This window comes from Methylobacterium sp. Leaf102, from assembly GCF_001422425.1.
Lineage (GTDB): Bacteria > Pseudomonadota > Alphaproteobacteria > Rhizobiales > Beijerinckiaceae > Methylobacterium.
Genome location: NZ_LMMX01000006.1, coordinates 1 through 24,197 on the forward strand (window position 1 = coordinate 1; position 24,197 = coordinate 24,197).

General features: G+C 70.2%; 27 protein-coding genes and 2 pseudogenes. 17 read left to right on the plus strand and 12 right to left on the minus strand.

Annotation, left to right across the window (positions count from 1 at the left end; translation table 11 throughout):
* Nucleotides 1-216: pseudogene (locus ASF27_RS06160) on the minus strand (hypothetical protein); the annotation flags it as partial.
* 262 nt (nucleotides 217-478) lie between these two features.
* Between ASF27_RS06160 and ASF27_RS06165 the strand changes: the two are divergent.
* The 8 genes from ASF27_RS06165 to ASF27_RS06200 all read left to right on the plus strand — a co-directional run bounded on the left by ASF27_RS06165 (nucleotide 479) and on the right by ASF27_RS06200 (nucleotide 7,864).
* Nucleotides 479-1,783: a hypothetical protein gene (locus tag ASF27_RS06165; protein ID WP_056262418.1), complete on the plus strand. Its 1,305-nt coding sequence runs from the start codon at nucleotides 479-481 to the stop codon at nucleotides 1,781-1,783.
* 188 nt (nucleotides 1,784-1,971) lie between these two features.
* Nucleotides 1,972-2,526, plus strand: a complete 555-nt coding sequence (locus ASF27_RS06170) for a gluconokinase (RefSeq protein ID WP_056358634.1) — start codon at nucleotides 1,972-1,974, stop codon at nucleotides 2,524-2,526.
* A gap of 7 nt (nucleotides 2,527-2,533) precedes the next feature.
* Nucleotides 2,534-3,358: a Cof-type HAD-IIB family hydrolase gene (locus ASF27_RS06175; protein ID WP_056358636.1), complete on the plus strand. Its 825-nt coding sequence runs from the start codon at nucleotides 2,534-2,536 to the stop codon at nucleotides 3,356-3,358.
* A gap of 214 nt (nucleotides 3,359-3,572) precedes the next feature.
* Nucleotides 3,573-4,460 (plus strand): transglycosylase SLT domain-containing protein, encoded by an 888-nt coding sequence (locus ASF27_RS06180; RefSeq protein WP_056358638.1) that lies wholly within the window; start codon nucleotides 3,573-3,575, stop codon nucleotides 4,458-4,460.
* Between the two features lie 445 nt (nucleotides 4,461-4,905).
* The gene (locus ASF27_RS06185; protein ID WP_056169010.1) at nucleotides 4,906-5,796 is read left to right on the plus strand and encodes a helix-turn-helix transcriptional regulator; all 891 of its coding nucleotides are present in this window, start codon (nucleotides 4,906-4,908) and stop codon (nucleotides 5,794-5,796) included.
* A 271-nt stretch (nucleotides 5,797-6,067) separates the two neighbouring features.
* Complete coding sequence (gene cysE, locus ASF27_RS06190; RefSeq protein ID WP_056169069.1) at nucleotides 6,068-6,925, plus strand: serine O-acetyltransferase; 858 nt, start codon at nucleotides 6,068-6,070, stop codon at nucleotides 6,923-6,925.
* 160 nt (nucleotides 6,926-7,085) lie between these two features.
* Nucleotides 7,086-7,298 (plus strand): DUF3126 family protein, encoded by a 213-nt coding sequence (locus ASF27_RS06195; RefSeq protein WP_056096383.1) that lies wholly within the window; start codon nucleotides 7,086-7,088, stop codon nucleotides 7,296-7,298.
* 236 nt (nucleotides 7,299-7,534) lie between these two features.
* Nucleotides 7,535-7,864, plus strand: coding sequence for a hypothetical protein (locus ASF27_RS06200; RefSeq protein WP_056169007.1), 330 nt, complete (start codon nucleotides 7,535-7,537; stop codon nucleotides 7,862-7,864).
* Between the two features lie 3 nt (nucleotides 7,865-7,867).
* On the opposite strand, the gene ASF27_RS06205 is transcribed toward ASF27_RS06200, so the two are convergent.
* From ASF27_RS06205 to ASF27_RS06220, 4 genes and pseudogenes are all read right to left on the minus strand, one after another.
* Entirely contained in the window at nucleotides 7,868-8,569 is a 702-nt protein-coding gene (locus ASF27_RS06205) for a transglutaminase-like cysteine peptidase (RefSeq protein WP_056169005.1), read from the minus strand.
* Nucleotides 8,570-8,745: 176 nt separating this feature from the next.
* A pseudogene (locus tag ASF27_RS06210) lies at nucleotides 8,746-9,293 on the minus strand (transglutaminase-like cysteine peptidase).
* A gap of 224 nt (nucleotides 9,294-9,517) precedes the next feature.
* Nucleotides 9,518-10,144, minus strand: a complete 627-nt coding sequence (locus tag ASF27_RS06215) for a PilZ domain-containing protein (protein ID WP_056168998.1) — start codon at nucleotides 10,142-10,144, stop codon at nucleotides 9,518-9,520.
* Nucleotides 10,145-10,506: 362 nt separating this feature from the next.
* Entirely contained in the window at nucleotides 10,507-11,112 is a 606-nt protein-coding gene (locus tag ASF27_RS06220; RefSeq protein ID WP_056358732.1) for a PAS domain-containing protein, read from the minus strand.
* Between the two features lie 260 nt (nucleotides 11,113-11,372).
* On the opposite strand from ASF27_RS06220, the gene ASF27_RS06225 reads away from it, so the two are divergent.
* Together ASF27_RS06225 and ASF27_RS06230 are read left to right on the plus strand one after the other, a co-directional pair.
* Nucleotides 11,373-12,185: a rhomboid family intramembrane serine protease gene (locus ASF27_RS06225; protein WP_056358641.1), complete on the plus strand. Its 813-nt coding sequence runs from the start codon at nucleotides 11,373-11,375 to the stop codon at nucleotides 12,183-12,185.
* A gap of 238 nt (nucleotides 12,186-12,423) precedes the next feature.
* Nucleotides 12,424-12,855 (plus strand): CBS domain-containing protein, encoded by a 432-nt coding sequence (locus tag ASF27_RS06230; protein WP_056168992.1) that lies wholly within the window; start codon nucleotides 12,424-12,426, stop codon nucleotides 12,853-12,855.
* A 43-nt stretch (nucleotides 12,856-12,898) separates the two neighbouring features.
* Here the strand turns inward: ASF27_RS06230 and ASF27_RS06235 are convergent, their stop codons facing one another.
* From ASF27_RS06235 to folE, 3 genes are read right to left on the minus strand one after another with little or no spacing between them, the layout of a single operon-like run.
* Complete coding sequence (locus ASF27_RS06235) at nucleotides 12,899-13,888, minus strand: patatin-like phospholipase family protein (RefSeq protein ID WP_056262441.1); 990 nt, start codon at nucleotides 13,886-13,888, stop codon at nucleotides 12,899-12,901.
* A gap of 56 nt (nucleotides 13,889-13,944) precedes the next feature.
* Nucleotides 13,945-14,364: a phosphoribosyl-AMP cyclohydrolase gene (hisI, locus tag ASF27_RS06240; RefSeq protein WP_056168987.1), complete on the minus strand. Its 420-nt coding sequence runs from the start codon at nucleotides 14,362-14,364 to the stop codon at nucleotides 13,945-13,947.
* Nucleotides 14,365-14,372: 8 nt separating this feature from the next.
* Nucleotides 14,373-15,227, minus strand: a complete 855-nt coding sequence (folE, locus tag ASF27_RS06245) for a GTP cyclohydrolase I FolE (protein ID WP_056168986.1) — start codon at nucleotides 15,225-15,227, stop codon at nucleotides 14,373-14,375.
* A 238-nt stretch (nucleotides 15,228-15,465) separates the two neighbouring features.
* Between folE and ASF27_RS06250 the strand changes: the two genes are divergently transcribed.
* Complete coding sequence (locus tag ASF27_RS06250; RefSeq protein ID WP_056303943.1) at nucleotides 15,466-15,942, plus strand: iron-sulfur cluster assembly scaffold protein; 477 nt, start codon at nucleotides 15,466-15,468, stop codon at nucleotides 15,940-15,942.
* A 2-nt stretch (nucleotides 15,943-15,944) separates the two neighbouring features.
* A complete protein-coding gene (gene yidD, locus ASF27_RS06255; protein ID WP_056358644.1) occupies nucleotides 15,945-16,316 on the plus strand; it encodes a membrane protein insertion efficiency factor YidD in 372 nt (123 codons plus the stop codon).
* On the opposite strand, the gene ASF27_RS06260 is transcribed toward yidD, so the two are convergent.
* Entirely contained in the window at nucleotides 16,273-17,634 is a 1,362-nt protein-coding gene (locus ASF27_RS06260; protein ID WP_056358648.1) for a 2-hydroxycarboxylate transporter family protein, read from the minus strand. The genes yidD and ASF27_RS06260 overlap by 44 nt on opposite strands.
* Before the next feature lie 343 nt (nucleotides 17,635-17,977).
* Between ASF27_RS06260 and thrS the strand changes: the two genes are divergently transcribed.
* The 3 genes from thrS to ASF27_RS23015 all read left to right on the plus strand — a co-directional run bounded on the left by thrS (nucleotide 17,978) and on the right by ASF27_RS23015 (nucleotide 20,906).
* Nucleotides 17,978-19,990 carry a threonine--tRNA ligase gene (thrS, locus tag ASF27_RS06265; RefSeq protein WP_056358652.1) on the plus strand — a complete coding sequence of 671 codons (2,013 nt, stop codon included), beginning with the start codon at nucleotides 17,978-17,980 and terminating at the stop codon, nucleotides 19,988-19,990.
* Nucleotides 19,991-20,124: 134 nt separating this feature from the next.
* Complete coding sequence (locus tag ASF27_RS06270) at nucleotides 20,125-20,304, plus strand: hypothetical protein (RefSeq protein ID WP_156467470.1); 180 nt, start codon at nucleotides 20,125-20,127, stop codon at nucleotides 20,302-20,304.
* Nucleotides 20,301-20,906, plus strand: a complete 606-nt coding sequence (locus ASF27_RS23015) for a hypothetical protein (protein ID WP_056358660.1) — start codon at nucleotides 20,301-20,303, stop codon at nucleotides 20,904-20,906. Before ASF27_RS06270 ends, ASF27_RS23015 begins: the two co-directional genes overlap by 4 nt.
* A 12-nt stretch (nucleotides 20,907-20,918) precedes the next feature.
* Here ASF27_RS23015 and cysC read toward each other — a convergent pair whose 3' ends face one another.
* The 3 genes from cysC to ASF27_RS06290 are packed head-to-tail and all read right to left on the minus strand — an operon-like array spanning nucleotide 20,919 to nucleotide 22,829.
* Nucleotides 20,919-21,452: an adenylyl-sulfate kinase gene (cysC, locus tag ASF27_RS06280; protein ID WP_244472920.1), complete on the minus strand. Its 534-nt coding sequence runs from the start codon at nucleotides 21,450-21,452 to the stop codon at nucleotides 20,919-20,921.
* A 28-nt stretch (nucleotides 21,453-21,480) separates the two neighbouring features.
* Nucleotides 21,481-21,870: a hypothetical protein gene (locus ASF27_RS06285; RefSeq protein ID WP_056358663.1), complete on the minus strand. Its 390-nt coding sequence runs from the start codon at nucleotides 21,868-21,870 to the stop codon at nucleotides 21,481-21,483.
* 38 nt (nucleotides 21,871-21,908) lie between these two features.
* Nucleotides 21,909-22,829: a hypothetical protein gene (locus ASF27_RS06290; RefSeq protein ID WP_056358665.1), complete on the minus strand. Its 921-nt coding sequence runs from the start codon at nucleotides 22,827-22,829 to the stop codon at nucleotides 21,909-21,911.
* Between the two features lie 176 nt (nucleotides 22,830-23,005).
* Here ASF27_RS06290 and ASF27_RS06295 point away from each other — a divergent pair, with 176 nt between their 5' ends.
* Together ASF27_RS06295 and ASF27_RS06300 are read left to right on the plus strand one after the other, a co-directional pair.
* Nucleotides 23,006-23,569: a nitroreductase gene (locus ASF27_RS06295; RefSeq protein ID WP_056358668.1), complete on the plus strand. Its 564-nt coding sequence runs from the start codon at nucleotides 23,006-23,008 to the stop codon at nucleotides 23,567-23,569.
* 5 nt (nucleotides 23,570-23,574) lie between these two features.
* Entirely contained in the window at nucleotides 23,575-24,189 is a 615-nt protein-coding gene (locus ASF27_RS06300) for a flavin reductase family protein (protein WP_056262467.1), read from the plus strand.
* Nucleotides 24,190-24,197 lie beyond the last annotated feature (8 nt).

Below are 24,197 nucleotides of genomic sequence, written 5' to 3' on the forward strand. Positions count from 1 at the left end.
CTCGTCGTCGGGATCGATACGGATGAGGCGCCCGCGCAGGGCCTCGATGGTGGCGGCGGTCAGATCCACGAGTTCGTAGCGCGCGAACGTGCCCTCGCTCGTCGACACGTCGGCCCCGTCCACGATGGCGCCCGTCGTCGGGCCCGCACCGGGTAGGATCGAGGAACAGCCCGACACCGCCAGGGCGGTGCAGAGGGCCAGGGGCAGAACGCGCATGCAGGATCGCCTGTCGGTTTCTCTCACCTGCTGCCTAGACCATCGCCACCGCCCTGTCCGTGGCGGGGGGGTCACAGTCCCCCCGTGAGCGGCCGAGCGCCCGCGCCATCCCCGCTGTACACCGGCCGGACGGGCCGTCGATCCGCCGGGGCGCGATACTTGCCACAACCTTGTCTCGGCGCTTGCCGGAACCTCAGCGCCGTGCCCCTTGTCTCTGACCGTGCAGGCTTCGACCTCCCGAAGCCATGAAAACCGATGCGCCATGCTCTCGTTCGACTACACCCCACCGGCCCTGCCAGAGGCGATGCCGGGTGCCGTCCGGCGGCGCCAGATCTTCTATGTCCCGGGCTACGACCCGGAGGGGCGCACCCGCTACCGGCTGCTGTTCGTGCGCGAACTCACCCGCTACGCCAAGCGCTTCGGGCAGCCCAAGCCCAGGATCGGCCCCGCCACCCTGGAGGCGGACGGCCTGGTCCAGAGCTGGACCGTCGCCGACGAGCCGGCCACGGGAAGCGCGCGGACCCATTACGACGTTCTGCTGTGGGACGACCTCGTGGTCCGGGACTTTCGCCGCTGGCGCCTCATCAGCGCGGGGCTCCTCGTCCTCGGCACCCTTCACGCCGTCTTGGCCGGACAGATGCTGCGGTTCTACCGGCTCAACTGGAAGTACGGCAACGTCATCCTCTATCCGTTCGTCCTCCTCGTCGGCCTCGTCCTGGCCACCCTCGCCATCGCGGGCTTCGTCCATGCGCATCTCGGCGACGGATTCGGGCACAGCCTGGGCTGGCCGCTCTGGGCGACGGTGCCCCTCGGTCTCCTCGCTGGGCTCGGCTGGGTGAAGGCCATCGAGGCCATGCTCAACCGGATCTTCTTCTGGCAGCTCCTGAACGACTGGGTGTTCAACTGGCAGCACGGGCAGGGCTGGCGCCCGGATTACGAGGCCCGCCTCACCGCCTTCACCGACCATGTGATCGCCCGCCTCGCCGCCTTCGCGGAGGCGGGAACCCCCATCGACGAGGTGATGCTGCTCGGCCATTCCTCCGGCGCCCTGACGGCGGTCGAGGTCGCCGCACGGCTGCTGGCGCGCGACCCGGACCTCGGCACGGGGAGCACCAGTCTCGCCCTCGTCACCCTCGGGTCGGGCCTGCCCCTGGTGGCGATCCAGCCGCGGGCGCACGGCCTGCGCGCCGAGATCGCCGATCTCTGCACCAGTCCGCGCCTCGTCTGGGTCGATTATCAGGCGCCGCAGGACTGGATGAACTTTCCGGGCTTCAATCCCGTGCGCGATCTGCCCCTGGCCCTCGGGGACCGGCCGATCGCCAATCCCCTCGTGCGCTCCGCGCGGTTCCGGGAGATCATCGGCCCGGAGACCTACCGCAGGGTCCGGTGGCGGCCGTTCCGCATGCACTTCCAGTTCCTCATGGCGAACGACCGGCCCGGCGCCTACGATTTCTTCGCCATGACCCTCGGGCCCCAGCGCGTGCGCGCACGGGTGCTCGATCCCGCGCCGATGCCCAGCGCCGAACCGACCGGGCGCGCGGGCGAGGCGGCTCTCGCGACGAAGTGAAGGCCGGTCCGCCCCGGGATCCTGGGACAGGGACTTCGGAATGTGGTTCGATCCTGCCGCGTCGGGCACGGCTCCGTGCCCCTTTTCCCGTGCCCCTTTTCCCGTGCCCCTTTTCCCGTGCCCCTTCCCCCCTTGACCCGCGCCTTCGGGGCAGGCGACACGGCCCACCTGACGGACCTGGGTACAGCATGCAGGCAGGCCTTCTCGCGTCCCTCGATGGCGGTCCCGGCGTGATCGTGGTGATGGGCGTCTCGGGCTCGGGCAAGAGCACCGTGGCGGCGTGCCTGGCGGAACGTCTCGGCTGGGCTTTCGTCGATGGGGACGATTTCCACAGCGCCGCGCACGTGGCCAAGATGCACGCGGGCCATCCCCTGGACGACGACGATCGCGCGCCTTGGCTCGCGGCCATCGCGGCCTGGATCGACACCCGGCTCCAGACCCGCGAGCCCGGCGTGGTGGTCTGCTCGGCCCTGCGGCGGGCCTATCGCGACGCCCTCGTGCGCGGGCGTCCCGAGGTCCGGATCGCCTACCTGGCGGGGGACCGCGCCCTCATCGAAGGGCGGCTCGCCCAGCGCAGGGGACACTTCATGCCGTCCTCCCTCCTCGACACCCAGTTCGCCATCCTGGAGCCGCCGGCGCCCGAGGAGAACGCCGTCGTGGTCGGCATCGACGCACCCGCGGTGGATGTCGCTGTAACGATCGCGGCCCGCCTGGGATTGGAGAAGAACCGGAACGAGACATAGGCCGCCCATGGACGCCTCCGCCCCGCCCATCGCCCTCGTCATCTCCGACGTGGACGGCACCCTGGTGACCTCGGACAAGCGTTTGACGCCGGCCACCCGGGCGGCGGTGAGGCGCCTCGGCCAGGCCGGCATCGGCTTCACCGTCGCGTCGAGCCGCCCGCCGATGGGGCTCGGAAGCCTGGTCGCGGCGCTCGACCTGCGCCTGCCGCTCGGTGCGTTCAACGGCAGCACCCTGGTGGCACCCGATCTCACCGTGCTGTCCGAGACCCTGATCCCGGCCGCCGTCGCGCGGGAGGCCGTCGATCGGCTCGCTCGGGACGGCCTCGACATCTGGGTGTTCGCCCACGGGGCCTGGAACCTGCGCGATCCGCGTGCGCCCTACACCGACCTCGAACGGCGGACCCTCGGGGCCGAGCCGAACGTCGTGGCCGATCTCGACCCGCTCCTCGACCACGCGGCCAAGATCGTCGGCGTCGGCGCCGACGTCCAGCACCTCGCCGCCTGCGAGACGGCCCTGGCCGCCGCCCTGGGGGAGGGGGCCGACGTCCACCGCTCCCAGGCGTACTACCTCGACGTGACACCGGCCGGCGCCGGCAAGGGCGGCTTCGTCGACGCCTTGAGCCGGCGCCTCGGAATCGACCGCAGCCGGATCGCCACCCTGGGCGACGCGGGCAACGACGTGCCGATGTTCGCCCGCAGCGGCCTGTCCATCGCCATGGGCAACGCGGGCCCGGACGTGAAGGCGGCGGCCGGGGCCGTCACGGCCGACAACGACAGCGAGGGGTTTTCCCGCGCCATCGAAGAATTCGTTTTGCACCGCCCGTCGGCCTGAACCCCGTGGCGCGCCTGGGTTGGGCCAGGCCGTTGCGCGGACAGGGAAAATCCGCTGCGGGACCGCCCCCCACGTTTCCCGAGTGTGTATCATGTGCGCCACAGCACGTGGGGAAAGCCCGGCCGGGTCGCCGCAATCGGGGCACCGGGTCGCTTTCCAGCCTTATTTGACCCCGACCTTGGCCGCTCAGAACAAGGACGATCCGGGTCACCGCATGAACCAGCGCCTCCTGCTCCTCGCCGTCGCCGCGCTGGTCGTCCCGACCCAGATCCTGTCCACGCCGGCTTGCGCCCAGGGCAAGACCGCACGGGACAACATCGACGCGCTGATCGAGGAGCAGGCCCGCGCGGCCGGCGTGCCTGCGAGCTTCGTCCACGCGGTGGTCAAGCGCGAGAGCAACTACAATCCGAACGCCAAGGGCGGCAGCGCGCTCGGCCTCATGCAGATCAAGCCCGCCACGGCGCGCGGCCTCGGCTACCAGGGCGACGCGGCCGGCCTGTTCGATCCGGCGGTGAACCTGCGCTACGGCGTCGCCTACCTCGCCGGCGCCTACAAAACCGCCAAGGGCGACCTCGCCCGGGCCTACGGCTACTACAACCGCGGCTACTACTACGCCGCCAAGCGCCTCGGCATCCCGGCGGATGTCCCCGAGGGCGTGACCATTGTCGCCTCCGGGGCGAAATCCGGCGCCGCCTTCACCAGCGCCTTCGATCGCACGGCGGCCCTCGATCCCAACCTCGCCGCCGCCAACACCGCCCTGGCCTATGCGCCGAGCCCGACGGCCAACGGCGTCCCGACGGAAAGCGTCGAGGTTCCCCTGCCGCCGCGCCGGCCGGCCTCGCTCGCGGGCGCACCCACGGCCATGGCGAGCCTCGACCCGGCCCCCGTCGCCATCGCGCCCAACGCACCGGCGCCGACCACTCCGATGTCCATGACGGGCCCTCATGCCGTCGACGCCGCCCCGAGCGACCTGGTGGAAGTTCCGCTGCCCCCACGCCGTCCCTCCGCGGTGCTCCTCGCCGTCTCGGGGCGGCAAATTGTCGCGAGAAAGACCGGCGGCGCGATGGTCCTCGAAGCTACGGCCCTGCCTGCCGACCAGTGAGACGACCCGTCTCGCGCTCGAATTTCGATCGATCGCGGGTCCGGCTGGTTCGATCCCGCGTCGGGCAGCCCCGTTTTCCCGACTTTTCGTCGGTCTGACGTTTTTCGGGGCCAGTGCCGGGCAGGCGGACGACACCGTGTTTTTTCCTAATCCGCCTCCGGGAAGCGCTTGCGCTCCTGCACCCGCAGCCTCACATGCTGCGCTGCACAGGAACTCCGCCGCCAAGCGGCTTTCCGAAAGCCGTCGCGGCCTCGAGCGATACGATCTGCATACGAGGCGGCTGGCACGACCTGATATTCGGGGTTTGTTCCGACGGCGTCATCCATCCTCCACCCGAATTCTCACGATGCTGTCGTCGTGGGTTGATAATGGGTGATGGTCAGTTGAGATTCAGTAGTTGCGCAGGCGTCGGGCCTGCCAGCGCATTAGGAAGACGAACGACGGCATGGCCGGCGCTGCAGAACAAGAATCGCTCTTCCTGACGGAACTCGGCCGGCGCGTCCGCCACGCCCGGACCCTCCGGGGACTCTCGCGCAAGCTCCTGTCCCACACGTCCGGCCTGTCGGAGCGCTACATCGCGCAACTCGAGAGCGGCCAGGGCAACGTCTCGATCATCCTCCTGCGCCGGGTCGCCAACGCCATGGGCGTGCGCCTCGACGACCTCATCGCCGATCAGGACAACGCGGCCGACTGGCACGTGGTCCGCGACCTCCTCGGCAACGCGTCGAGCGAGCAGATCGCCCTGGCCAAGGGCATCCTGTCCGGCCAAGCCCCCGCCGGGGGCGACACGCCTCAGCCGCGGGTGGCCGTGGTCGGCCTGCGCGGGGCGGGAAAATCCACCCTCGGGCGCCGGGTCGCCGAGCGCCTCGGCTGGACCTTCGTCGAGCTGAACGCCGAGATCGAGCGCGAGAACGCCCTGTCGGTGAAGGAGATCTTCGCGATCTACGGCCAGGAGGGCTACCGCCGCCTGGAGCAGGCGGCCCTGCGCCGCCTCACCGAGCATCCCGGCCCCCTCATCCTCGCCACCAGCGGCGGCATCGTCGCCGAGCCCCTGACCTACGACCTCCTGCTGCAGGCGTTCTTCACCGTGTGGCTGCGGGCCCGGCCCGAGGAGCACATGCAGCGCGTGCGCGAGCAAGGCGACCTCGCCACCACGGGCGACCACCCTTCGGCCATGCAGGAGCTACGGGCGGTCCTCGCCAGCCGCGAGCCGCTCTACGCGCGGGCCCCCTCCGTGGTCGACACCTCCGACGTTCCCGTGGAGACGATGGTCGACCGCCTCGCGGCCGCCATCGAAGCTCGCTTCGGCAACCTGGGCCAGACCCACCGCGCCTGAAACGTCCGTCGCGCGGAGGCTGCGTCCACCCGGCGCCCTTGATCGGCATGGCCTCGCACCACACGCTAAGGACGGGCCTCGTGCTGCACCGCACCGGGGCAAACGTTCTCCGTAGGGCTCGCCGCACGCGGCCCCTCACCTTCGGATGTGATTCCGCGTAGTGTACCGCTCTCGTGGCGGCCGAACCGATTTTTCGACGAACCAGGTCTCCATGGACCGGGATCCCGGTGAACCCGATTCCGTTTCAGAGGCCTGTTTCGAGGAGGAGCCCATGTCCGTCCGTTCTTCCCTGACCAGACCCGCAGACCGGGAGACGGTCGCGAGCTTCGATCCGATCTGGACCCGCGTGCGCGCGGAGGCGGAGGCCCTCGTACGCGAGGAGCCCCAGCTCGCCTCCTTCATCGTCGCGACGCTGCTCAACCACTCGACCCTCGAAGCGGCGATCGCCCATCGGGTCGCGGCGCGCCTCGGCCATCAATCCCTGCCGGCCGAACTCGTGGCCCACGGCTTCCACGAGGCCATCGCCGACGATCCGCGTCTCGGCGAGATCTTCCGCGCCGATATCGGGGCGGTCCTCGACCGCGACCCGGCCACCACCCGGGCCATCGAGCCGGTGCTTTACTTCAAGGGCTTCCACGCCCTCCAGGCCCACCGCCTCGCGCACTGGTACTGGACCCACAACCGGCGCGACCTCGCCCTCTACCTGCAGAGCCGCTCGTCGGAGGTGTTCCAGACGGACATCCACCCGGCGGCGCAGATCGGGCGCGGGGTGTTCCTCGACCACGCCACCGGCCTCGTCGTCGGCTCCACGGCGGTGATCGACGACGACGTCTCGATCCTGCACGCGGTGACGCTCGGCGGCACGGGCAAACAGGGCGGCGACCGCCATCCGAAGATCCGCCGCGGGGTGATGATCGGCGCCGGCGCCAAGATCCTCGGCAACATCGAGGTCGGGGAATGCGCCCGGGTCGCGGCCGGCTCGGTGGTGCTGCGCGCCGTTCCGCCGCACACCACGGTGGTGGGGGTGCCGGCCCGCGTCGTTGGCACCGCCGGCTGCGCCGAACCGTCCCGCGCCATGGACCAGCTGCTCGGCTTCGACGCGTTCATCCACATCGCCGACGGAATCTGAGCGCTTTCGGAATCGGACGCGCGCGGGCATCGGTCCGACGCCGTCCGGGGAAGAATCTGCCCCGTGCTTGCCCGGGCCCCGGCGGCGTGGCAAGCGGTCCCGGACGAACCCGCCCACCGGGTGCGGGCCGATCCGACCCCGAACGCGAGAGGCGATCAGCGTGACCAAGACCGACATCACCAAGGTACAGGACTTCCTCCGCCGGACCTTCGCCAACGCCAACATCCGCCTCGTGCCCCGCCCGAAGAAGGACGATTCGGCCGAGGTCTATATCGGCGAGGAGTTCCTGGGCGTGGTCTCCGTGGACGACGAGGACGGCGACCGCTCGTTCAACTTCGCCATGGCGATCCTCGACATCGACCTGGAAGACTAGAGCTTCGTCCTGGATATCGTATCCAGGACGAAGCTCTAGTGCCTTGTTTTTGCGTCGACTTTTCCGAAATCCGGCGTCCACCTCTCAGGTCGACGCTCCAAGGGTCTCCGGGGCGACGGGCCATCGGCCGATGGCCTGTGCGCGGACTTAACCTTGAGACGAAGAAAGTCTTAACGTTTCGTAAACGGCAGGGCAGAGTGGGCTTCACGGTTCGTTAAGCGTGGAGCGTTTGCGTGATGACCCTCAGCCCCTCGGCCCTCGACTCCCTCCAGACCCTGTGCGTCGGCCTCGCCCTGTCGGGTCTGCTCGCCAGCGCCTTCGAACTGTTCACGGAGCGCCGCGCGAGCTTCAGCCTGCTGGAGCGCGGCGGCGTCACCGCCGTGGCGGCCCTGCCGATGCTGGCCTTCGGCGCCCCCTTCATCATCCTGCGCAACACCGTGCGGGGCCGGCGCTTCGAGCGCCGGCCAATCCCCTTCGTGATGATCGCCACGATGATCGCCTGCGGCTGGAGCCTGATGTCGGGCCGGGTCGCCCTCGATCTCGCCCACCTGATCGTCGGCGCCTGACGCCTACCGGTTGGCCGTGGCGACGGGCGAGGCGCCGCCGTTGAGGGTGACCCAGGCCGGCCCGTCCTGGCCCTCGCGCTTGATGAAGGTGTAGCCCGTACGCGGTCCGGACAGGATCGCATTGGTCTTGTTGTCGAGGATGAGGTCGCCCCGGTCGGTCCGCACCATGAGGACCGCATGGCCCTCGCCGATGTCGTCGATGACCACGGTCATCCGCAGGGCGCGGCGGGGCAGGCCGCGCTCCACCAGCATACGCCGCTTCAACAGCTGGAAATCCTCGCAATCGCCCGCGCCGTCGTCGGGAAAATCCCAGCGGTCGACGACGCCCCAATGGGCCATGTCGGTGAGGGGGCGGATGCGTGCGTTGACCCGGCGGTTGACGCCGTCGAGGGTCGACCGGACCGCCGGGGTCAGGGTGATGCGGGTCGGCTCCGCGAGGTCGACGGCGCATTCGCCGGGGTGGCGTCCGCAGAACGCGTTCCAGGCCGCCACCGGGCGCGCATCGGTGCCGGCACCGAGGGCGGGCGCATCGGGGAGGGCGGCGAGGGCGCGGTCCTGGGCGGGCCGGGCCTGCGTCCCGGCACCGCCGAGGAGCAGGATCGAGCCGACGAGGGAGCAGCGGGCCAAGCGGCCGAGACGCTCGCGAAGGGCGCCCCCCTGGCTCGTCGTCGGTTCGCCGAGGCTGTGCAGAATCGCGTGCCGCATCCGGGTCGCCCTGCCGTCCATTGCTGATACGGCAAAGTTGGCACGGCCGAGCCCGGCGCTCAATCGTAAAGTTAAACCCCTGTTAACCGCCTCGGCAGCGTCCGGTTCCAATTCGCCGCGTGGGCGGCATCCGCGCCCGCATCGCGATCGGGGCGATCGCTGCGGGCGGGCCGGCGTCAGCGATTCGCGGTGGTGGTGGGCGAGGTCACGCCGCCCAGCGAAACCCAGGCCACCGCCTCGGTGCCCTCGCGCTTGATGAAGACGTACCCGGTGCGGTGCCAGGGCAGGACGGCACTGGTCTTGTTGTCGAGAACAAAGTCGCCCCGGTCGGTGATCAGGGTGAGCACCGCGTGGCCCTCGCCCTTCTCGTCGATGACCACGGTCATCCGCATGGCCCGGCGCGGCAGGCCGGCCCCCAGTGGTCGAGGTCGGTCACGGGGCGGATCTGGGCGTTGATCCGGCGGTTCACCGTCGCGATGGTGGTCCAGGCCGCCGGGGTCAGGGCGATCCGCGCCGGCTCGTTCGCGTCGATGGCGCATTCGGGGGCGTAGCGCTCGCAGAAGGCGACCCACGCGGCGATGGGACGGGCGGCCCCGACGGGGGCCGCGAGGGTGGCGGGGGCCGGCAGGGCCGCGAGGGTGGTCTGGGCGCGGGGGGCGGTCGAACCCAGGGCCGTGGCCAGCACCACCAAGGCTCCCAGAGCGATCGTCTTCATCCCGCGCATCGCAACCCCCGTCGTCAACGAGGTCACGATGCGGTGGCGGCGGCTGCCCCGCGCTGAAGCCGATCCGCGCAATTTTATCGATTCGGCCCGGTGGCGTCAGCTCCCGCGCGACAGGACCAACCCGCCGCTTCCGCCATCGTTAGGAAGTGCGGCGCCGGATTCACGGTCCGGAAACCATCGGGCCCGCCCGCGATCCGGTGCGGGCCGGCGCGCGTGCATTCCCGTCAGAGCCGGAGGCCTTCGTGGAACAGATCCGGCGAGATCGGCAGCAGGAAGTTCACGCCGATGCCCCCCTCGAAGTGACGCACCACCCGCCCGGGGGTCCGTCCGACCACGACGCTGCTGCCGAGGGCCGGTACGATGCCGGTGCTGAGGGCGACGCCGGACATCGAGACGTCGACGATCCGCACCGGAATCTCGCGGCCGGTGTCGAAGCGCAGGGTCGTGGCGAGGTTGACGGGCTTGAGGCGCTCGTGGGTTCGGCCCTCGGGCAGCCCGAGGTTCTCGCGGTTGGCGAGCCAAGTCAGCTGGGAGGCGATCTTCTCGCGCTTGCGCGGGGTCGCGCTGAGGCGCACGGCGAAGCCCTCGGGCATCAGGCGGGCGATGGTGCCTTCGAGGCGGCCGATCTCCTCCAGGTACAGCACCACGCGCTCGTCGAGCAGACCCGGCTCGACGCAGGTGAGGCGCACGCCGCCCGGGGACATATCCACGGTCTGGCACGGAAATTCCCGACGGTCGGTGAGCATGTAGCGGCCGAGCAGGGCGACCTTGACCCGCTGATGGCGGCGAAGGTCCGATGCGCGGATGCCGCGTGTCAGTTTCGCCTCGGGGCGTACGAGGGCCTCAAGCATGATGGACCAAGGTCTCGGTTTCGTAACGGTAACGAACCCTAGACGACCCTTGGTTACGAAACCCTTCAGCAACCCGGCCGAAATCACGCCCTACGTGTAGTTCGCCATCGACACGATCCGCCCCAGGAACAGAGGCGTCGCGGAGCCGGCAGGCCTATGGTCGCTCTTGCAGAGCGTGGCCGAAACCACGCCTCTCCGGCCATGACGACTTGGCCTCTACGTGAACGATCTCGATGATTTGATCACGGCGGCCCGCGAATTCGAGCCCGGACCAACCCTGTTGGATCGTTTCAGCCTTCGAAATCCCTGATCGTCGCCCGGCCGTCTCGCCTAAGTCGGCACCGACATCGGCGACGGAGCGCTCAGCCCCGGCCGCCCGGATGGACCAGCAGGTGCCCGCGGCGGAAGGGCAGCGAGTCGTTGGCGGGCGTCGGCAGGTTGCGCAGGGCCGCCTCGGCGTCGTCCATGCGCTGCGGGACGGGCTCCAGCACGCGCAGGGAGGTGGTGCGCAGGCGCGTGACCGGACGCAGGCCGAGCCAGTGCGGCACGCAATGCGGGCTGAGGGCGCCGAGGATCCGCGTCTGGGTCTGGCCCCGATGGCGCAGGGGGAGGAGGATGAGTTCGAGGTCGATGGTCTCGTTGCGCACCGTCGTGCCGGTGAGCCCGGCCACCATGCCGAGGGTGTCCACCGCGACGGTCTCGACGAGGCGCCACGGGTCGGCGTCGGGCGCGCCCCACAGGTCCGAGAACGCGTCGGCGCGCAGCTCGCGGCCGAACAGGGCGCAGACGCGGGTGCCGGCCAGGCGCACCGACGCGGCGCTGCCCGGCACGTCGACCTCGAGGATCAGGCTGTCGGCGAGGAGGTTGCGAATCGCACCGGGTTCGATTTCGCTGCGCTCGGGGGCGGCCCGCTCCCGGCGCAGACCATCCCAGTAACTGTGGAGCAGGCGACTGGTCGGATGCTTCATGGTGTCCTGCGGTGGCACGGCCCGTGGGGGCATCTTCGGGATGAGTTCCATTTCGGGACACGGGCAGCCGTGCCGTGAAGGAATTCTTCATCCCTGCGCACACCCTATGCCGCCCCTTCGGGACGCGCGCGCTTAACTCTTGTGTAAGGTTAATATCCTTAAGGTTAAGGGTTCCGTCCATCCGCCGCGGCAGGTTTCCCCTGCAAGTTTCGCGAATCCGGGGGTTGCCGCGTCCGCGAAAGCCCGAACATGGTGGCGCCATGGATGCCATGCCCGACCTGCCGCGCCAGAACCGCGTTCCGATCTTCAACATGCCGGGCGTGGTCACGGCCTCCATCGCTGTGCTGCTGGGCATCCACGCCCTGCGCGAATTCATCCTCCCCGATGCCTGGGACATCTGGGCCCTCATCCACCTCGCCCTGATCCCGGGGCGGTGGAGCGTGGCCATCGACCCGTCGCGCATCGCGGACCTGCTGACGGCGGCCTCCGCCGCCGGCGACCCGGAAGTGATGGATGCCCGCCAGGCCTTCGCCCGCTACATCGCGGCCGAACCGGACGCGAGCCCCTGGACCTTCGCGACCTACGCCCTCCTGCACGGCTCGTGGACGCACGTGATCTTCAACACCGTCTGGCTCGCCGCCTTCGGCTCGCCCGTGGCGCGCCGCTATGGCGCCTGGCGCTTCGGACTCGTCGCCCTCGTGGGCGCGGTCGCCGGGGGGGCCCTGCACGTGGTGCTCGATCCCTTGAGCACGGCGCCCCTCATCGGCGCCTCGGCGGGCGTTTCGGCCCTGATGGCCGCCGCCGCGCGCTTCGTGTTCCAGCCGCCCCCCGCCTTCACGCCGGCCCAGCCGTGGCACCTGGCGCCGCGCCAGCGCCTGCAGACGATCCCGGAACTCATGCGCAACCGCACGGCGGTGGTGTTCCTGGTGATCTGGCTCGCGACCAACTTCCTGTTCGGCATCATCGCTCTGCCGCTCGGCGCCGAGGCGACGGCGGTCGCCTGGGACGCGCATCTCGGCGGCTTCCTCGTCGGGTTCTTCCTGCTGCCGCTGATCGACCGTCATCCGGGCTGACGAACCGGCCATCGCTGCCTTCGCCGGACGGGGGCGACGCCCACCCGGTCCGTCGGGAAACGCGCGCCCGGCGTTCGCACGCGCGCGGCCGCTTGCCAGAACGCGACGCGGGCCACACAATCGCCACAGAGCCTCCCCGCGTCCGAGACCGGGACGCCGGAGCCGATCGACCAAGAACCGCGAGCCAGGGGCAAACCCGGCCGCAAGGCCGTGTGCCCCCACCAGGAAGGAAAGACCCATGACCGTCGCCCGCATTCTCGCCGAGAAAGGCCGCTCCGTCGTCACCGTGGAGCCGCAGCGCACCCTCGACGAAGCGATCCATCTGCTCGCCGAGAAGCGCATCGGCGCCGTCGTCGTCAGCGATGCCGCGGGCACGGTGCTGGGCATCCTGTCCGAGCGCGACATCATGCGGGCGCTCGCCCGCCAGGGGGCCGGGGCGCTCGATGCCCTGGTCTCGGAGCACATGACCGCCACCGTCGTCACCTGCGCCCGCGACACCAGCGTCGAGGACGTGATGCACCTCATGACCGACGGCCGCTTCCGCCACGTTCCCGTTCTGGAGGAGGGGCGCCTCGCCGGCCTCATCTCCATCGGCGACGTGGTCAAGCGCCGGATCGCGGCCGTGGAGGCGGAGCATCAGGCCATGCGCGACTACATCACCATGGCGTGACCCCTCCGCGCCGCGCCCTCGCCCCGATCGAGGGACGGGGCGATCAGACCCTGGCGGCCGCCGACGCGAGGGTCGCGCGGATGGCCGGCAGGGCGGCACGGGCGGCCTGGCGGCCGAGTTCGATCCCCTCCGCCGCGCGGTGGAACTCGAACAATCCCATCTCGGCGAGGCGCGGCGAGATGGTGACGTCGGGCGGATCTCCGGCCAGGCGCGCCCGCGAGATCTTGTCCTGGGTGATGTTGAAGGCATCGAGCATCACCCGGGCCATGCCGGGGCTCGGCGTCTCCGGCGGGGCGCGCCGGCCGCGTCGGAACAGGGCCCAGGACCGGCGGCGGCGCGGGGCCGGAGCCGGCCGCGCCTCGTCCGCGCGCTCGTCCGGGTCGAGGACCACCGGTCCGCCGGCCTCGCGCGGGTCGCCGTTGAGATTGATGCAGATCACCACGTCCGCCCCGAGGGCGCGGGCGAGGCCGACGGGGACCGGGTTGACCAGGGTCCCGTCCATGAGGAGGCGGCCGCCGAGCCGCACGGGCGGAAACACCCCCGGCAGGGCGTAGGAGGCGCGAAGCGCCTCCACGAGGTTGCCGCGCGTCAGCCAGACCTCCTCGCCGCTGCCGAGATCGGTGGCCACGCTGGCGAACCGGACGGCGAGATGCTCGACGCGGCGGTCGGCGAGGTCGCGCTCCAGGCGCTGGCGCAGGCGAGCCCCCGCGATGAGGCCGGAGCCGAGGCGCAGATCGAGGAGGCCGACGACGCGGCGCTTGGTCAGGGACAGGGCGAAGGTCTTGAGCAGGCCGAGCTGGCCCGCCGCATAGCAACCACCGACGACGGCGCCGATAGAGCAGCCCGTCACCACGCCCGGGTGGATTCCAGACTCCTCCAGCACCTCGATGGCGCCGATATGCGACCAGCCCCGGGCGGAGCCGCCACCGAGCGCCAGGCCGATGCGGGGGCTGCGCGGGGCAGGGGCCGCGACGGGCTCGACGGCATCGGCGCCGAAGCGCCCGCGCTCGCCGCCCGACCCGTCCCAGGTCATGGCGCACAGGTCATGGCGGGAGACAGGTCATGGCGGGAGGATCGTCGCCGCGGGAATCATGGTGCCGCGCCGGCGTGCAGGCGCACGGGACCGTCCGGGGATCCGAGTTCGACCGCGCGATAGAAGCAGTCGCGCCGCCCCGTGTGGCAGCAGCCGCCGTCGCCGCCGACGGCGACGCGGATGAGGACCGCGTCCTGGTCGCAATCGACCCGCATCTCGACGACGCGCTGGATCTGACCGGAGGTGGCGCCCTTGTGCCAGAGCTCCCCGCGCGAGCGCGACCAGTACCAAGCCTCCCCCGTCTCCAGGGTGCGGGCGAGGGATTCGGCGTTCATGTGGGCGAGCATGAGCACCTGCCCGTCGGTGGCGTCGACGGCGATGCAGGCGATGAGGCCGTTGGCGTCGAAGCGGGGGGTGAAGACCGTCCCCTCCTCGACCGCGGCCTTCGTACCGGGTGCGGCGAAGGCGATCGTCATCGCGACGCTCAGGGCTTGTTGCGCACGAGGGTCAGGAAGCGGACCTGCTCGTTGGCGTCGTTCCGGAACGCGCCGCGGAACTGGGTGGTGATGGTCGAGACGCCGGCCTTCTGCACCCCGCGCATGGCCATGCACAGGTGCTCGGCCTCGAGCATCACGGCGATGCCGCGGGGCTTGAGGATGCTCTCGATCACGTCGGCGATCTGCGCCGTCATGGTCTCCTGGGTCTGCAGCCGGCGCGCGAAGGTATCGACCACGCGGGCGAGCTTCGACAGGCCGACCACGCCCTTGGTCGGATAATAGGCGATGTGGGCGAGGCCCATGAACGGCACCATGTGGTGCTCGCAATGGGAGTAGAACGGGATGTCGCGCACGAGGACGATGTCGGAATACCCTTCGACCTCCTCGAACACCCGCTCGAGGAGCTTGTCGGCATCCTGCTCGTAGCCGCCGAAGAGCTGGCCGTAGGCCTTGGCGACGCGGGCGGGGGTGTCGCGCAGGCCCTCGCGGTTCGGATCGTCGCCGGCCCAGCGCAGGAGGGTCCGCACGGCGGCCTCGGCCTCCTCGCGACTCGGGCGCCCGGTGGCGATGGCCTCGGGCACGCGTTTGGCGGAGGCCGGCAAGGGAGCGATCTCGGGAGCGATCTCCGCAGCAGGCACCGGGGCGTTGTCGTTGCGCATGCCGTTGAGGGACGCCGCCGGAGCGGACCCGTTCGGACGCGCCGTATCCGGGGTTTTGGGAGCCATCCGCGAATCCTCCGTCTCGGTCAGGCGGTAGGACAGGGATTTGAGCGCAGCATCCATGGCATCTTCCGCCCGAGCGATCCGGGTCGTCATCGTGTTGCTGTCGGGCTTGGCGTACATCGTCGAACCACTGGCCGTCTGGGGCATCGGCCGGCGGGGACGCCCTGGCCGCAGGCGCGACCCTGGCCGTGGGCGCAGCCCGGATCGACGATCCGCCTCCTCGCGAAACGGTGCGTTGGCGCCTATATCGTCGTTATCGCGTCGCCGCGCAATGCGGGGCGCGCGGATCAGACAACCGGGACCGGACGCCGGCCTCGAACGAGGCTGCTGCAGGGATCCTGCCGAGAGGACGCCGCCTATGCTCGACGACATCTACAACCGTCGCATCCTCGAACTCGCCGCCGACATTCCCCGCCTCGGGCGCCTGCCCACGCCCGACGCCAGCGCCACCGCCCACTCGAAGCTCTGCGGCTCCACCGTCACGGTGGACCTGTGCGTCGCCGACGGGGTCGTCACGGATTTCGCCCACGAGGTGAAGGCCTGCGCCCTGGGCCAGGCGTCGTCCTCCCTGATGGCCCGCCACGTGGTCGGGGCTACGGCCGACGAGTTGCGGCGCGCGCGCGCGGCCATGCGGGCGATGCTGAAGGAGAACGGCCCCGGCCCCCAGGGCCCGTGGGCGGACTTCGCCGTGCTGGAGCCCGTGCGCGACTTCAAGGCCCGCCACGCCTCGACGCTGCTCACCTTCGACGCCGTGGTGAACGCCCTGGATCAGATCGCCGCCGGCACGCCCGTCGGCAATCCGCAGGCCGCCGCAGGCCCACAGGCGGCCGCCTGAGCATGGTCCGGCGCGCCGCCCATGGGGCGATCCGCGCCTACCAGCTCACCCTGTCGGGCCTGATCGGCCGCCAGTGCCGGCACTGGCCGTCGTGCTCCGCCTACACGGACGAAGCGATCGGGCGACACGGGCTCTGGGCCGGCGGCTGGATCGGCCTGTCGCGAATCTGCCGCTGTGGCCCCTTCGGAACCCATGGCATCGACCTCGTGCCGGAGGCGCTGCCGCCCCGTGCCCTGTGGTTCGTGCCGTGGCGCTTCGGCCGCTGGCGCGGCGTGAACGCCCCGGCCTCGCCATTCGCGTGCGAGGCGGTCGAAGCGCGTCCCGCCCCGCTCACCCCCCGCTCACCCACCGCATCACCACCAGGGTCCCCGTGACCGTCAGCGCCCCGCCGATCCGCGTCGCGATCTGGGCGAACGGCATCAGGCTCATGCGGTTGGCGGCCGTCAGGATGGCGACGTCGCCGGTGCCGCCCTGGCCGCTGTGGCAGGCGTTCACGATGGCGGTCTCGATGGGGTACATGCCGAGCTTTCGCCCTACCACGAAGCCCGTGGCCATGAGGGTCACCACGGTGGCCACGATGGTGACGAGGTTCGGGATCGTGAAGGCCGCCACCAGCTTGTCCCAGGGGGTCAGCGACACGCCCACCGCGAAGAGCAGCGGGTAGGTCATGCTCACCTGCACGAACTTGTAGGCGACGAAGCCGCCGGCCTGGAGCCGCGGCGACACCGCGCTGGCGAGCTTGGCCATCACCGCGAGGAACAGCATCGCCACGGGGGCGGGCAGGCCGGTGAGGTGGTGCATCATCACGCCGAGCAGGTAGAGCGTCACCGCCGTCAGCGCCGCCGCGCCCACGGTGGCGGCGTCGACGGGGATGTCCTCCGCCTTCACGGCGGCGACGTCGTTCTCCCGGTCGGGCTGCAGCCGGCCCTCGCCGGTGAGGTGGGGCAGGCGCTTGCCAACGGCATTGAGGGTGCCGGCCAGGACGATGGCCGTGAGGCTGCCGAGCATCACCGGCGGCAGCACCTGGGCAAACACGTCGCCCTGGCCCTGACCGAGGATCGCCGCGTAGCCGATGGAGAGCGGGATCGCGCCCTCGCCGACGCCGCCGGCCATGATCGGCACCACGAGGAAGAAGAAGGTGTTGTAGGCGCCTAGCCCCAGCAGGGTGCCCACCAGGGTGCCGACGATCCCGGCCGCCACGGAGCCCGCAGCCAGGGGCACGAAGATCTTGAGGAAGCCCTTAATCAGGACGTCGCGGTCCATGCCTAAGATGCTGCCGACGATGATGGTGGCGATGTAGAGGTAGAGGAAGTTGGTGAACTTGGTGAAATCCACGATCGCCTTGAAGATCTGCGGCGGGATCCACCCGTAGAACACCAGGGCCGAGGGGATGAAGGTCGCGAAGATCGCCCCCGCGCCGATGCTGCGCAGCACCGGCAGCCGCTTGCCGATCTCGGCGCAGGTGAAGCCCCCGAGCACCAGTACGGCGATCATCGTCGGCGCGTCCGATTTGATCTCGCCCTCCTGGGTCAGGATGGCCAGCAGGACGACGAGGATCGCGTAGACCGGGAGCGGGATGATGCCGATCTTGATGTCGACGATCCGCCACCAGCCCTGCGGCCAGAATTTCTTCGCGGGCGCCCCGACCGCGCCGTGGGTCTCCGCCGGGGAGACGGAGAGGGGATTCGACATGGGTGTTCTCCCGTGAGCCCGTCGCCCCATGGGGCCGGCTCGCCTGTTCGAACCTCGTGGCGGCGCGTGTCCTGGCATGTGCTGGCCGACGCCCCGCCCGGGTCCGTATGCGGACGATGGGCTGTTCGGAGCGGCGGGTTGTCAACGTCAGCTTGTATCAACCGCGCCGGATCGTAGCTGAACGCCATCCGCCGCGCGTCGGACGGGTCCCGGACGCGAGGCGGATTCCTTCCCTCCGCGAAACGGTCTAAACGGCCGGGCACGGCGCGTGTCGCGCCCGATCCCACCCCACCCGGCTTACCTGCTGCGTTCGCAGGAGTGAGCCACCGCGAGAGTGATCCCGATGCCCATCCTGACCTTCCCCGACGGCAACACCCGCAGCTTCGAGGATGCCGTCACCGGCCGCGCCGTCGTCGAGGGCATCGCCAAGTCGCTCGCCAAGCGCACCGTCGCCATGGCGCTGGACGGCCGGGTCCGCGACCTCTCCGACCTCATCGAGCACGATGCCCGCATCGAGTTCCTCGACCGGGCCGATCCGCGCAGCCTCGAGCTGATCCGGCACGATTGCGCCCACGTGCTGGCCGAAGCCGTGCAGGCCCTGTGGCCGGAGACGCAGGTCACCATCGGGCCCGTCATCGAGAACGGGTTCTACTACGACTTTTCCCGCGACCAGCCGTTCACCCCCGACGATTTTCCGGCGATCGAAGCGAAAATGCGCGAAATCATCGCGCGTGACGCCGCCTTCACCAAGGAAGTCTGGAAGCGCGACGATATCCGAAAAATCTTCTCGGAGAAGGGCGAGGCCTACAAGGTCGAACTCGTCGACGCGATTCCCCCCGGCGAAGACCTCAACATCTACCGGCAGGGCGACTGGTTCGACCTGTGCCGCGGCCCGCACATGACTTCGACGGGCAAAGTCGGCACCGCCTTCAAGCTCATGAAGGTGGCGGGCGCCTATTGGCGCGGTGACTCCAACAACCCGATGCTGACCCGCATCTACGGCACCGCCTGGGCCACCAAGGAGGACCTCGACGCCTACCTGCACCGCCTGGAGGAGGCCGAGCGCCGCGACCACCGCCGCCTGGGGCGCGAGATGGACCTGTTCCACTTCCAGGAGGAGGGGCCGGGCGTGGTGTTCTGGCACGCCAAGGGCTGGACGGTGTTCCAGGAGCTCATCGCCTACATGCGCCGGCGCCTGAAGGGCGATTACCAGGAGGTCAACGCCCCCCAGATCCTCGACAAGGCACTGTGGGAGACCTCCGGCCACTGGGAGTGGTACCGGGACAACATGTTCGTCACGAAGACCGAGGACGAGCGCGTCTTCGCCATCAAGCCGATGAACTGTCCCGGCCACGTGCTCATCTTTAAGCACGGCCTGAAATCCTACCGCGACCTGCCCCTGCGCATGGCGGAGTTCGGCGCGGTCTCGCGCTACGAGCCGTCCGGCGCGCTGCACGGGCTCATGCGGGTGCGGGCCTTCACGCAGGACGACGCGCACGTGTTCTGCACCGAGGACCAGCTCGCCGCCGAGTGCCTCAAGATCAACGACCTCATCCTGTCGACCTACGCCGATTTCGGCTTCGGCGACATCGTGGTGAAGCTCTCGACGCGGCCCGAGAAGCGGGTCGGGTCGGACGCCCTGTGGGACCACGCCGAGGAAGTGATGACCCGCGTGCTCGCCCAGATCGAGGAGCAGTCGGGCGGCCGGATCAAGACGGCGATCAACCCGGGCGAGGGCGCCTTCTACGGGCCTAAATTCGAGTACGTGCTGCGCGACGCCATCGGCCGCGACTGGCAGTGCGGCACCACCCAGGTGGACTTCAACCTGCCCGAGCGCTTCGGCGCGTTCTACGTCGATGCCGACAGCGGGAAGAAGCCGCCGGTCATGGTCCACCGTGCCATCTGCGGTTCCCTGGAGCGGTTCACGGGCATCCTCATCGAGCATTTCGCCGGGCATTTCCCGCTGTGGCTCGCGCCCGTGCAGATCGTCGTGGCGACCATCACGGGGGACGCCGACCCCTACGCACGGGAAGTGGTGGCGGCCGCCGACCGCCTCGGCCTCCGGGTGGAAGCCGATCTGAGAAACGAAAAGATCAACTACAAGGTCCGCGAGCATTCGCTGGCGAAGGTGCCGGTGATGCTCGTGGTGGGCCGCAAGGAGGGCGAGGAGCGCACGGTCTCGGTCCGGCGGCTGGGCAGCCAGCACACCCGCACGGGCGGCCTCGACGAGACCCTCGCGGCCCTGGTGGCGGAAGCGACCTCCCCCGACCGCATCCGCGCCGACAGCATCGCGGCGAGCGTGCCGAGCGCGGAGGTCACCCTCGACGGCCAGAACGAGGAAGCGCCGACGCCTTGAGGGACTGCGCCCCTTTCGATCCAACGATCGGAAGGGGCTTTCGGGAGCCGGTTGCACGTCCGCCGCGTTTCTTCCTATGATTGGGGATCAACGGCGCGCTGCCATGCGCGATCGACGTCGGAGGCGCCGGGATCATGACGGATGAAAAGCGTCGTGCGGCCATCAAGGTTCTGATCGCCAAGCGTACCGCCACGAATACGGCAAGTCCCGCTGCCGCGCGGGCGGCCCTCATCGAGGAGGGCATCTATACGAAGGACGGCGAGCTTCGCGCGACTTTCGGTGGTCCGGACGAGAAGGCGACACGCGCCGTTTGAGCCGTCTCGCGACTTCCTTCGTCCTGGGTTACCACGGATGCGACGAAGCCATCGGGCGCGAGGCAATCCGTGGCGATACCGCACTCATTCAGAGCGACAAGGACTACGACTGGCTCGGGCCCGGGGCGTATTTCCGGGAGTCCGATCCGAAACGCGCCTGGGAATGGGCCGAAGCGAAGTTCGCGACATCAACGACGGCAAAGCCCTTCGTCGTGGGTGCGGTCATCGATTTGAGACATTGCCTCGATCTGACCAATCGCGAGGATCTCGGGATCGTTCGGTTGGCTTACGATTCCTTCGCGGCAACGCAGACGATGGCGGGCCTGCCGCTACCGGAAAACCGAAACGTCAAGGGCGACCCGAATTCCGATCGTCTGTTGCGGTTCCTGGACCGGGCCGTGATCAAACATCTTCACAGCATGATCGACAGTGCGGGGAAGGGGGTCCCCGAACTGGAACCCTACGATACCGTGAGGGGGATGTTCACGGAGGGCGGTGAGCTCTACCCGGGCGCGGGATACATGCGGCGAAGCCACACGCAGATCGCCGTCCGCAACCCCCGGTGTATCCTGGGCCTGTTTCTGCCGCTTCCCATCCGATAGGCCCTCAGCCCTTCAGAGCTTGCCCAACGCCACGGCCACGCGCGCGGCGCCGTCCTGCGGCGTGCCCGCATCCGTGTGCAGGTGGAGGTCCGGCTCGGCCGGCGCCTCGTACGCGGAGTCGATGCCGGTGAAGTTCGGGATCAGGCCGGCACGGGCGCGGCGATAGAGGCCCTTGGGGTCGCGCTTCTCGCACACGGCCAGAGGCGCATCGACGTAGACTTCGAGGAACGGGATCTCCCCCGCGATGGCGCGGGCCTGGGCGCGCTCCTTGCGGAACGGCGAGATCAGCGAGACGATGGTGACGATGCCGGAGCGCGCCAGGATGCGCGCCACCTCGGCCGCCCGGCGGATGTTCTCGATGCGGGCGGCGTCGCCGAAGCCGAGGTCGCGGCTGAGGCCCTGGCGCAGTTCGTCGCCGTCGAGGATCGTGGCCTGGTGTCCCTGCGCGGCGAGCAGGTCCTGCAGCGCTTCGGCCGTGGCCGATTTGCCCGCGCCGGACAGGCCCGTGAGCCAGACGATGGCGGGCTTCGTGAGGGCGGGTGTCATGGGCGACTCCTTCATGCCGGGCGGCCTATCAGGCCGCGCAGTTGGCGGCAAACAGCGCCAGCGCCCTCTGCATCGCCGCGTAATGCGCCGGGCTCGCCGGGTTGCGCAGCTCCGCCCCGTCCGGGACGAGGGCGGCGAAGCCCGCCTCCAGATCGGCGACGAAGCCGCGCGGCCCGACGTGTTGGCCCATCCGGTTCGTGGTGTCCACCTGGCCGCAGACGGCCCCGGCCCGGCCCATGCGGAGCCGGTCGAAGCGCGCGGTCTCGGGCGCCTTCAGGCCCCGACCGAGGAGCGTGACGGCGGCCTGCGCGATCTCCGGCGGAAGCGCGGAGGCCTCCGGGAGGGGCTGGGCGTGCGCGGCCGGGGCGACGAGCGTGACGAGGGTCAGGCCGACGGAAATCCAGCGGTGAAGGATCATGGGGCGGTCTCGCGGCGACGGAGCGATCAGGGCGAGGGTCACGTCGCCTTGGCGACCACCTCGATGTCCCGGTCCAGCCCGCTCTCGACCTTGAACTCGCGGGTGTAGACCTGCCCGTCGTGGCGGGCGATGAGCACGTAGTCGCCCTCCGCCAGGACCACCTGGGGGAACGCGCCGATGGCCTCCCGGATGGTGTCGCCGCCCGGCGTCAGGACGCTGAAGGCGGTACCCGCGAAGGCCTCGGCCCCGGCGGCGGCCACGAGCTTGAGGGTGACGGTGGCGGCGTGGTGGCTGAGGGTCGCGTCGGTGACCTTGCCGTTCTCGACCTTGAGGTCGGCCCGCTGGATGGCGTTCGATTCCCCGTAGGTCGAGACCACGTGGTAGGTGCCCTCGGGCAGGCGCAGCAGCTCGCCGGCCTTGACGCCGCTGCGCACCAGGCGCCCCTCGGAATTGGTGCCGATGGGCACGAACACCGAGAACGCCACCTCGGCGGGCGGGATCTTCACGTCGCCGATGGCGCCCGAGAGCTTGAGGGCTCCGGCATTGACCCTGAGCCCGTCGGAGACCGGCACCCCCGCCATGGTGAGGCGCTTCGAGGCGCTGGCGAAACCGTACGTGACCGTGGCCACGTAGGCGCCGGGCGCCAGGGTGAAGGTCGGCTCGGCCGCCTCCGAGCGCGCGACGATGCCCGGCCGCACGCCGTCGGCGCGGTCCTCGTAGATGCGCCAGGCCAGCCCCGAGCGCATGGGCTTGTCGCTGCCGGCGAACATCGCCTTGAGGCTCAGGGCGGCGTCGGCCTGAGCCACGGGCGGCGGCAGCTCCGGCCCGGTGACGGAGGGGGTTGGCAGGTTCGGCCCGATCCGGTTGTGGAAGCCGCTCTCCTGGGCGCCGCCGGGCGTCGCCAGCAGGGCCGACAGTGCGACCGACAGTGCGGCGCCGAGCATCGGGCCCCTCGTCATGCGACCTCTCCCTTCGCGCATCCTTCGCGCGTCCGATCCGCATGCTCTGGAACCAGAGCGTGGCGACGGCATGACCGGCGTTCTCGGCCCGAGATCCATGCTAGATCACGCGCAGCACCGCAAGACTCCAACGGACTCCGCCTCATCCCTCCCAAAAGGTCTCGCAAAAGGTCTCGATGAACGCCACCCTCGATCTCCTGCGCACCCGCCGCTCCGTGCCCCCGATGCGCCTCGACGGCCCCGGCCCGGCGCCGGCCGAACTCGACGCGCTCCTCACGCTGGCCTCCCGGGTGCCTGACCACGGCAAGCTCGCGCCCTGGCGCTTCCTCGTCATCGCGGGCGAGGCGCGGGTGCGAATCGGCACCGTCATCGCCGACACCTACGCGGCCGACCATCCGGAGGCGGATTCCGGCCGGCTCGATCTGGAGCGGGCCCGCCTCGCCCACGCCCCCGTGGTGGTGGTGGTGGTGTCCCGCGCCGGGCCGCACGTGAAGATCCCCGAATGGGAGCAGGTGCTGTCGGCGGGCGCCGTGTGCATGAACCTCGTGGTCGCCGCCAACGCGGCGGGCTACGCCACGTCCTGGTTGACGGAATGGTACGCCTACGACCGGCGCGTCCTCGACGCCCTCGGGCTCGCCCCGAGCGAGAAGCTCGCGGGCTTCATCCACATCGGCCATCCCCAGGAGGTTCCGGGCGACCGGCCCCGGCCGGTGCTGTCCGACATCGTCACCCGGATCTGAGCCCCATGCATTACGATTCCGAGACCAAGGGCCTGCCGCACAATCCCCTGAAGGCCCTCGTCGCGCCCCGTCCCATCGGCTGGATCAGCGCGATGAACCGGGCCGGTGAAGTGAACCTGGCGCCCTATTCGTACTTCAACGCCGTGGCCTCGGGCCCCGACATGGTGATGTTCTCGTCCTCGGGCCGCAAGGACGCCATGACCTTCGCGGAGGAGGGCGGCGAGTTCGTGTGCAACTTCGCCACCTACGCCCTGCGGGAGGCCGTGAACGCCACCTCGGCCCCGCTGCCGCGCGGGCAGAGCGAGTTCGATTTCGCGGGTCTCACGCCAGTCCCATCGCGAAATGTGCGGCCGCCACGGGTGGGGGAATCGCCCGCCGCCATCGAGTGCAAGTGGGTGCAGACGGTGCCGCTGACGCCGCTCGGCGGCGGGGACGCGAACCACTTCCTGGTGATCGGGCAGGTGGTGTCGATCTACATCGACGACGCCTTCATCGTGGACGGCGTCGTCGACACCGGAGCGATGCGGCCGATCCTGCGCGCGGGCGCCTTCGACTACTTCACCGCCGAGCCGGAGACGCGCTTCTCCCTCGAGCGGCCGGCGGGCGGCGGGGGCCGGTAACTCGGCCC

Coding starts and splice junctions, on each gene's coding strand:
- ASF27_RS06165 (WP_056262418.1), top strand. CDS start 479: ATGCTCTCGTTCGACTACACCCCACCGGCCCTGCCAGAGGCGATGCCG.
- ASF27_RS06170 (WP_056358634.1), top strand. CDS start 1,972: ATGCAGGCAGGCCTTCTCGCGTCCCTCGATGGCGGTCCCGGCGTGATC.
- ASF27_RS06175 (WP_056358636.1), top strand. CDS start 2,534: ATGGACGCCTCCGCCCCGCCCATCGCCCTCGTCATCTCCGACGTGGAC.
- ASF27_RS06180 (WP_056358638.1), top strand. CDS start 3,573: ATGAACCAGCGCCTCCTGCTCCTCGCCGTCGCCGCGCTGGTCGTCCCG.
- ASF27_RS06185 (WP_056169010.1), top strand. CDS start 4,906: ATGGCCGGCGCTGCAGAACAAGAATCGCTCTTCCTGACGGAACTCGGC.
- cysE (WP_056169069.1), top strand. CDS start 6,068: ATGTCCGTCCGTTCTTCCCTGACCAGACCCGCAGACCGGGAGACGGTC.
- ASF27_RS06200 (WP_056169007.1), top strand. CDS start 7,535: ATGACCCTCAGCCCCTCGGCCCTCGACTCCCTCCAGACCCTGTGCGTC.
- ASF27_RS06205 (WP_056169005.1), bottom strand. CDS start 8,569: ATGCGGCACGCGATTCTGCACAGCCTCGGCGAACCGACGACGAGCCAG.
- ASF27_RS06215 (WP_056168998.1), bottom strand. CDS start 10,144: ATGCTTGAGGCCCTCGTACGCCCCGAGGCGAAACTGACACGCGGCATC.
- ASF27_RS06220 (WP_056358732.1), bottom strand. CDS start 11,112: ATGAAGCATCCGACCAGTCGCCTGCTCCACAGTTACTGGGATGGTCTG.
- ASF27_RS06225 (WP_056358641.1), top strand. CDS start 11,373: ATGGATGCCATGCCCGACCTGCCGCGCCAGAACCGCGTTCCGATCTTC.
- ASF27_RS06230 (WP_056168992.1), top strand. CDS start 12,424: ATGACCGTCGCCCGCATTCTCGCCGAGAAAGGCCGCTCCGTCGTCACC.
- ASF27_RS06235 (WP_056262441.1), bottom strand. CDS start 13,888: ATGACCTGGGACGGGTCGGGCGGCGAGCGCGGGCGCTTCGGCGCCGAT.
- hisI (WP_056168987.1), bottom strand. CDS start 14,364: ATGACGATCGCCTTCGCCGCACCCGGTACGAAGGCCGCGGTCGAGGAG.
- folE (WP_056168986.1), bottom strand. CDS start 15,227: ATGTACGCCAAGCCCGACAGCAACACGATGACGACCCGGATCGCTCGG.
- ASF27_RS06250 (WP_056303943.1), top strand. CDS start 15,466: ATGCTCGACGACATCTACAACCGTCGCATCCTCGAACTCGCCGCCGAC.
- yidD (WP_056358644.1), top strand. CDS start 15,945: ATGGTCCGGCGCGCCGCCCATGGGGCGATCCGCGCCTACCAGCTCACC.
- ASF27_RS06260 (WP_056358648.1), bottom strand. CDS start 17,634: ATGTCGAATCCCCTCTCCGTCTCCCCGGCGGAGACCCACGGCGCGGTC.
- thrS (WP_056358652.1), top strand. CDS start 17,978: ATGCCCATCCTGACCTTCCCCGACGGCAACACCCGCAGCTTCGAGGAT.
- ASF27_RS06270 (WP_156467470.1), top strand. CDS start 20,125: ATGACGGATGAAAAGCGTCGTGCGGCCATCAAGGTTCTGATCGCCAAG.
- cysC (WP_244472920.1), bottom strand. CDS start 21,452: ATGACACCCGCCCTCACGAAGCCCGCCATCGTCTGGCTCACGGGCCTG.
- ASF27_RS06285 (WP_056358663.1), bottom strand. CDS start 21,870: ATGATCCTTCACCGCTGGATTTCCGTCGGCCTGACCCTCGTCACGCTC.
- ASF27_RS06290 (WP_056358665.1), bottom strand. CDS start 22,829: ATGACGAGGGGCCCGATGCTCGGCGCCGCACTGTCGGTCGCACTGTCG.
- ASF27_RS06295 (WP_056358668.1), top strand. CDS start 23,006: ATGAACGCCACCCTCGATCTCCTGCGCACCCGCCGCTCCGTGCCCCCG.
- ASF27_RS06300 (WP_056262467.1), top strand. CDS start 23,575: ATGCATTACGATTCCGAGACCAAGGGCCTGCCGCACAATCCCCTGAAG.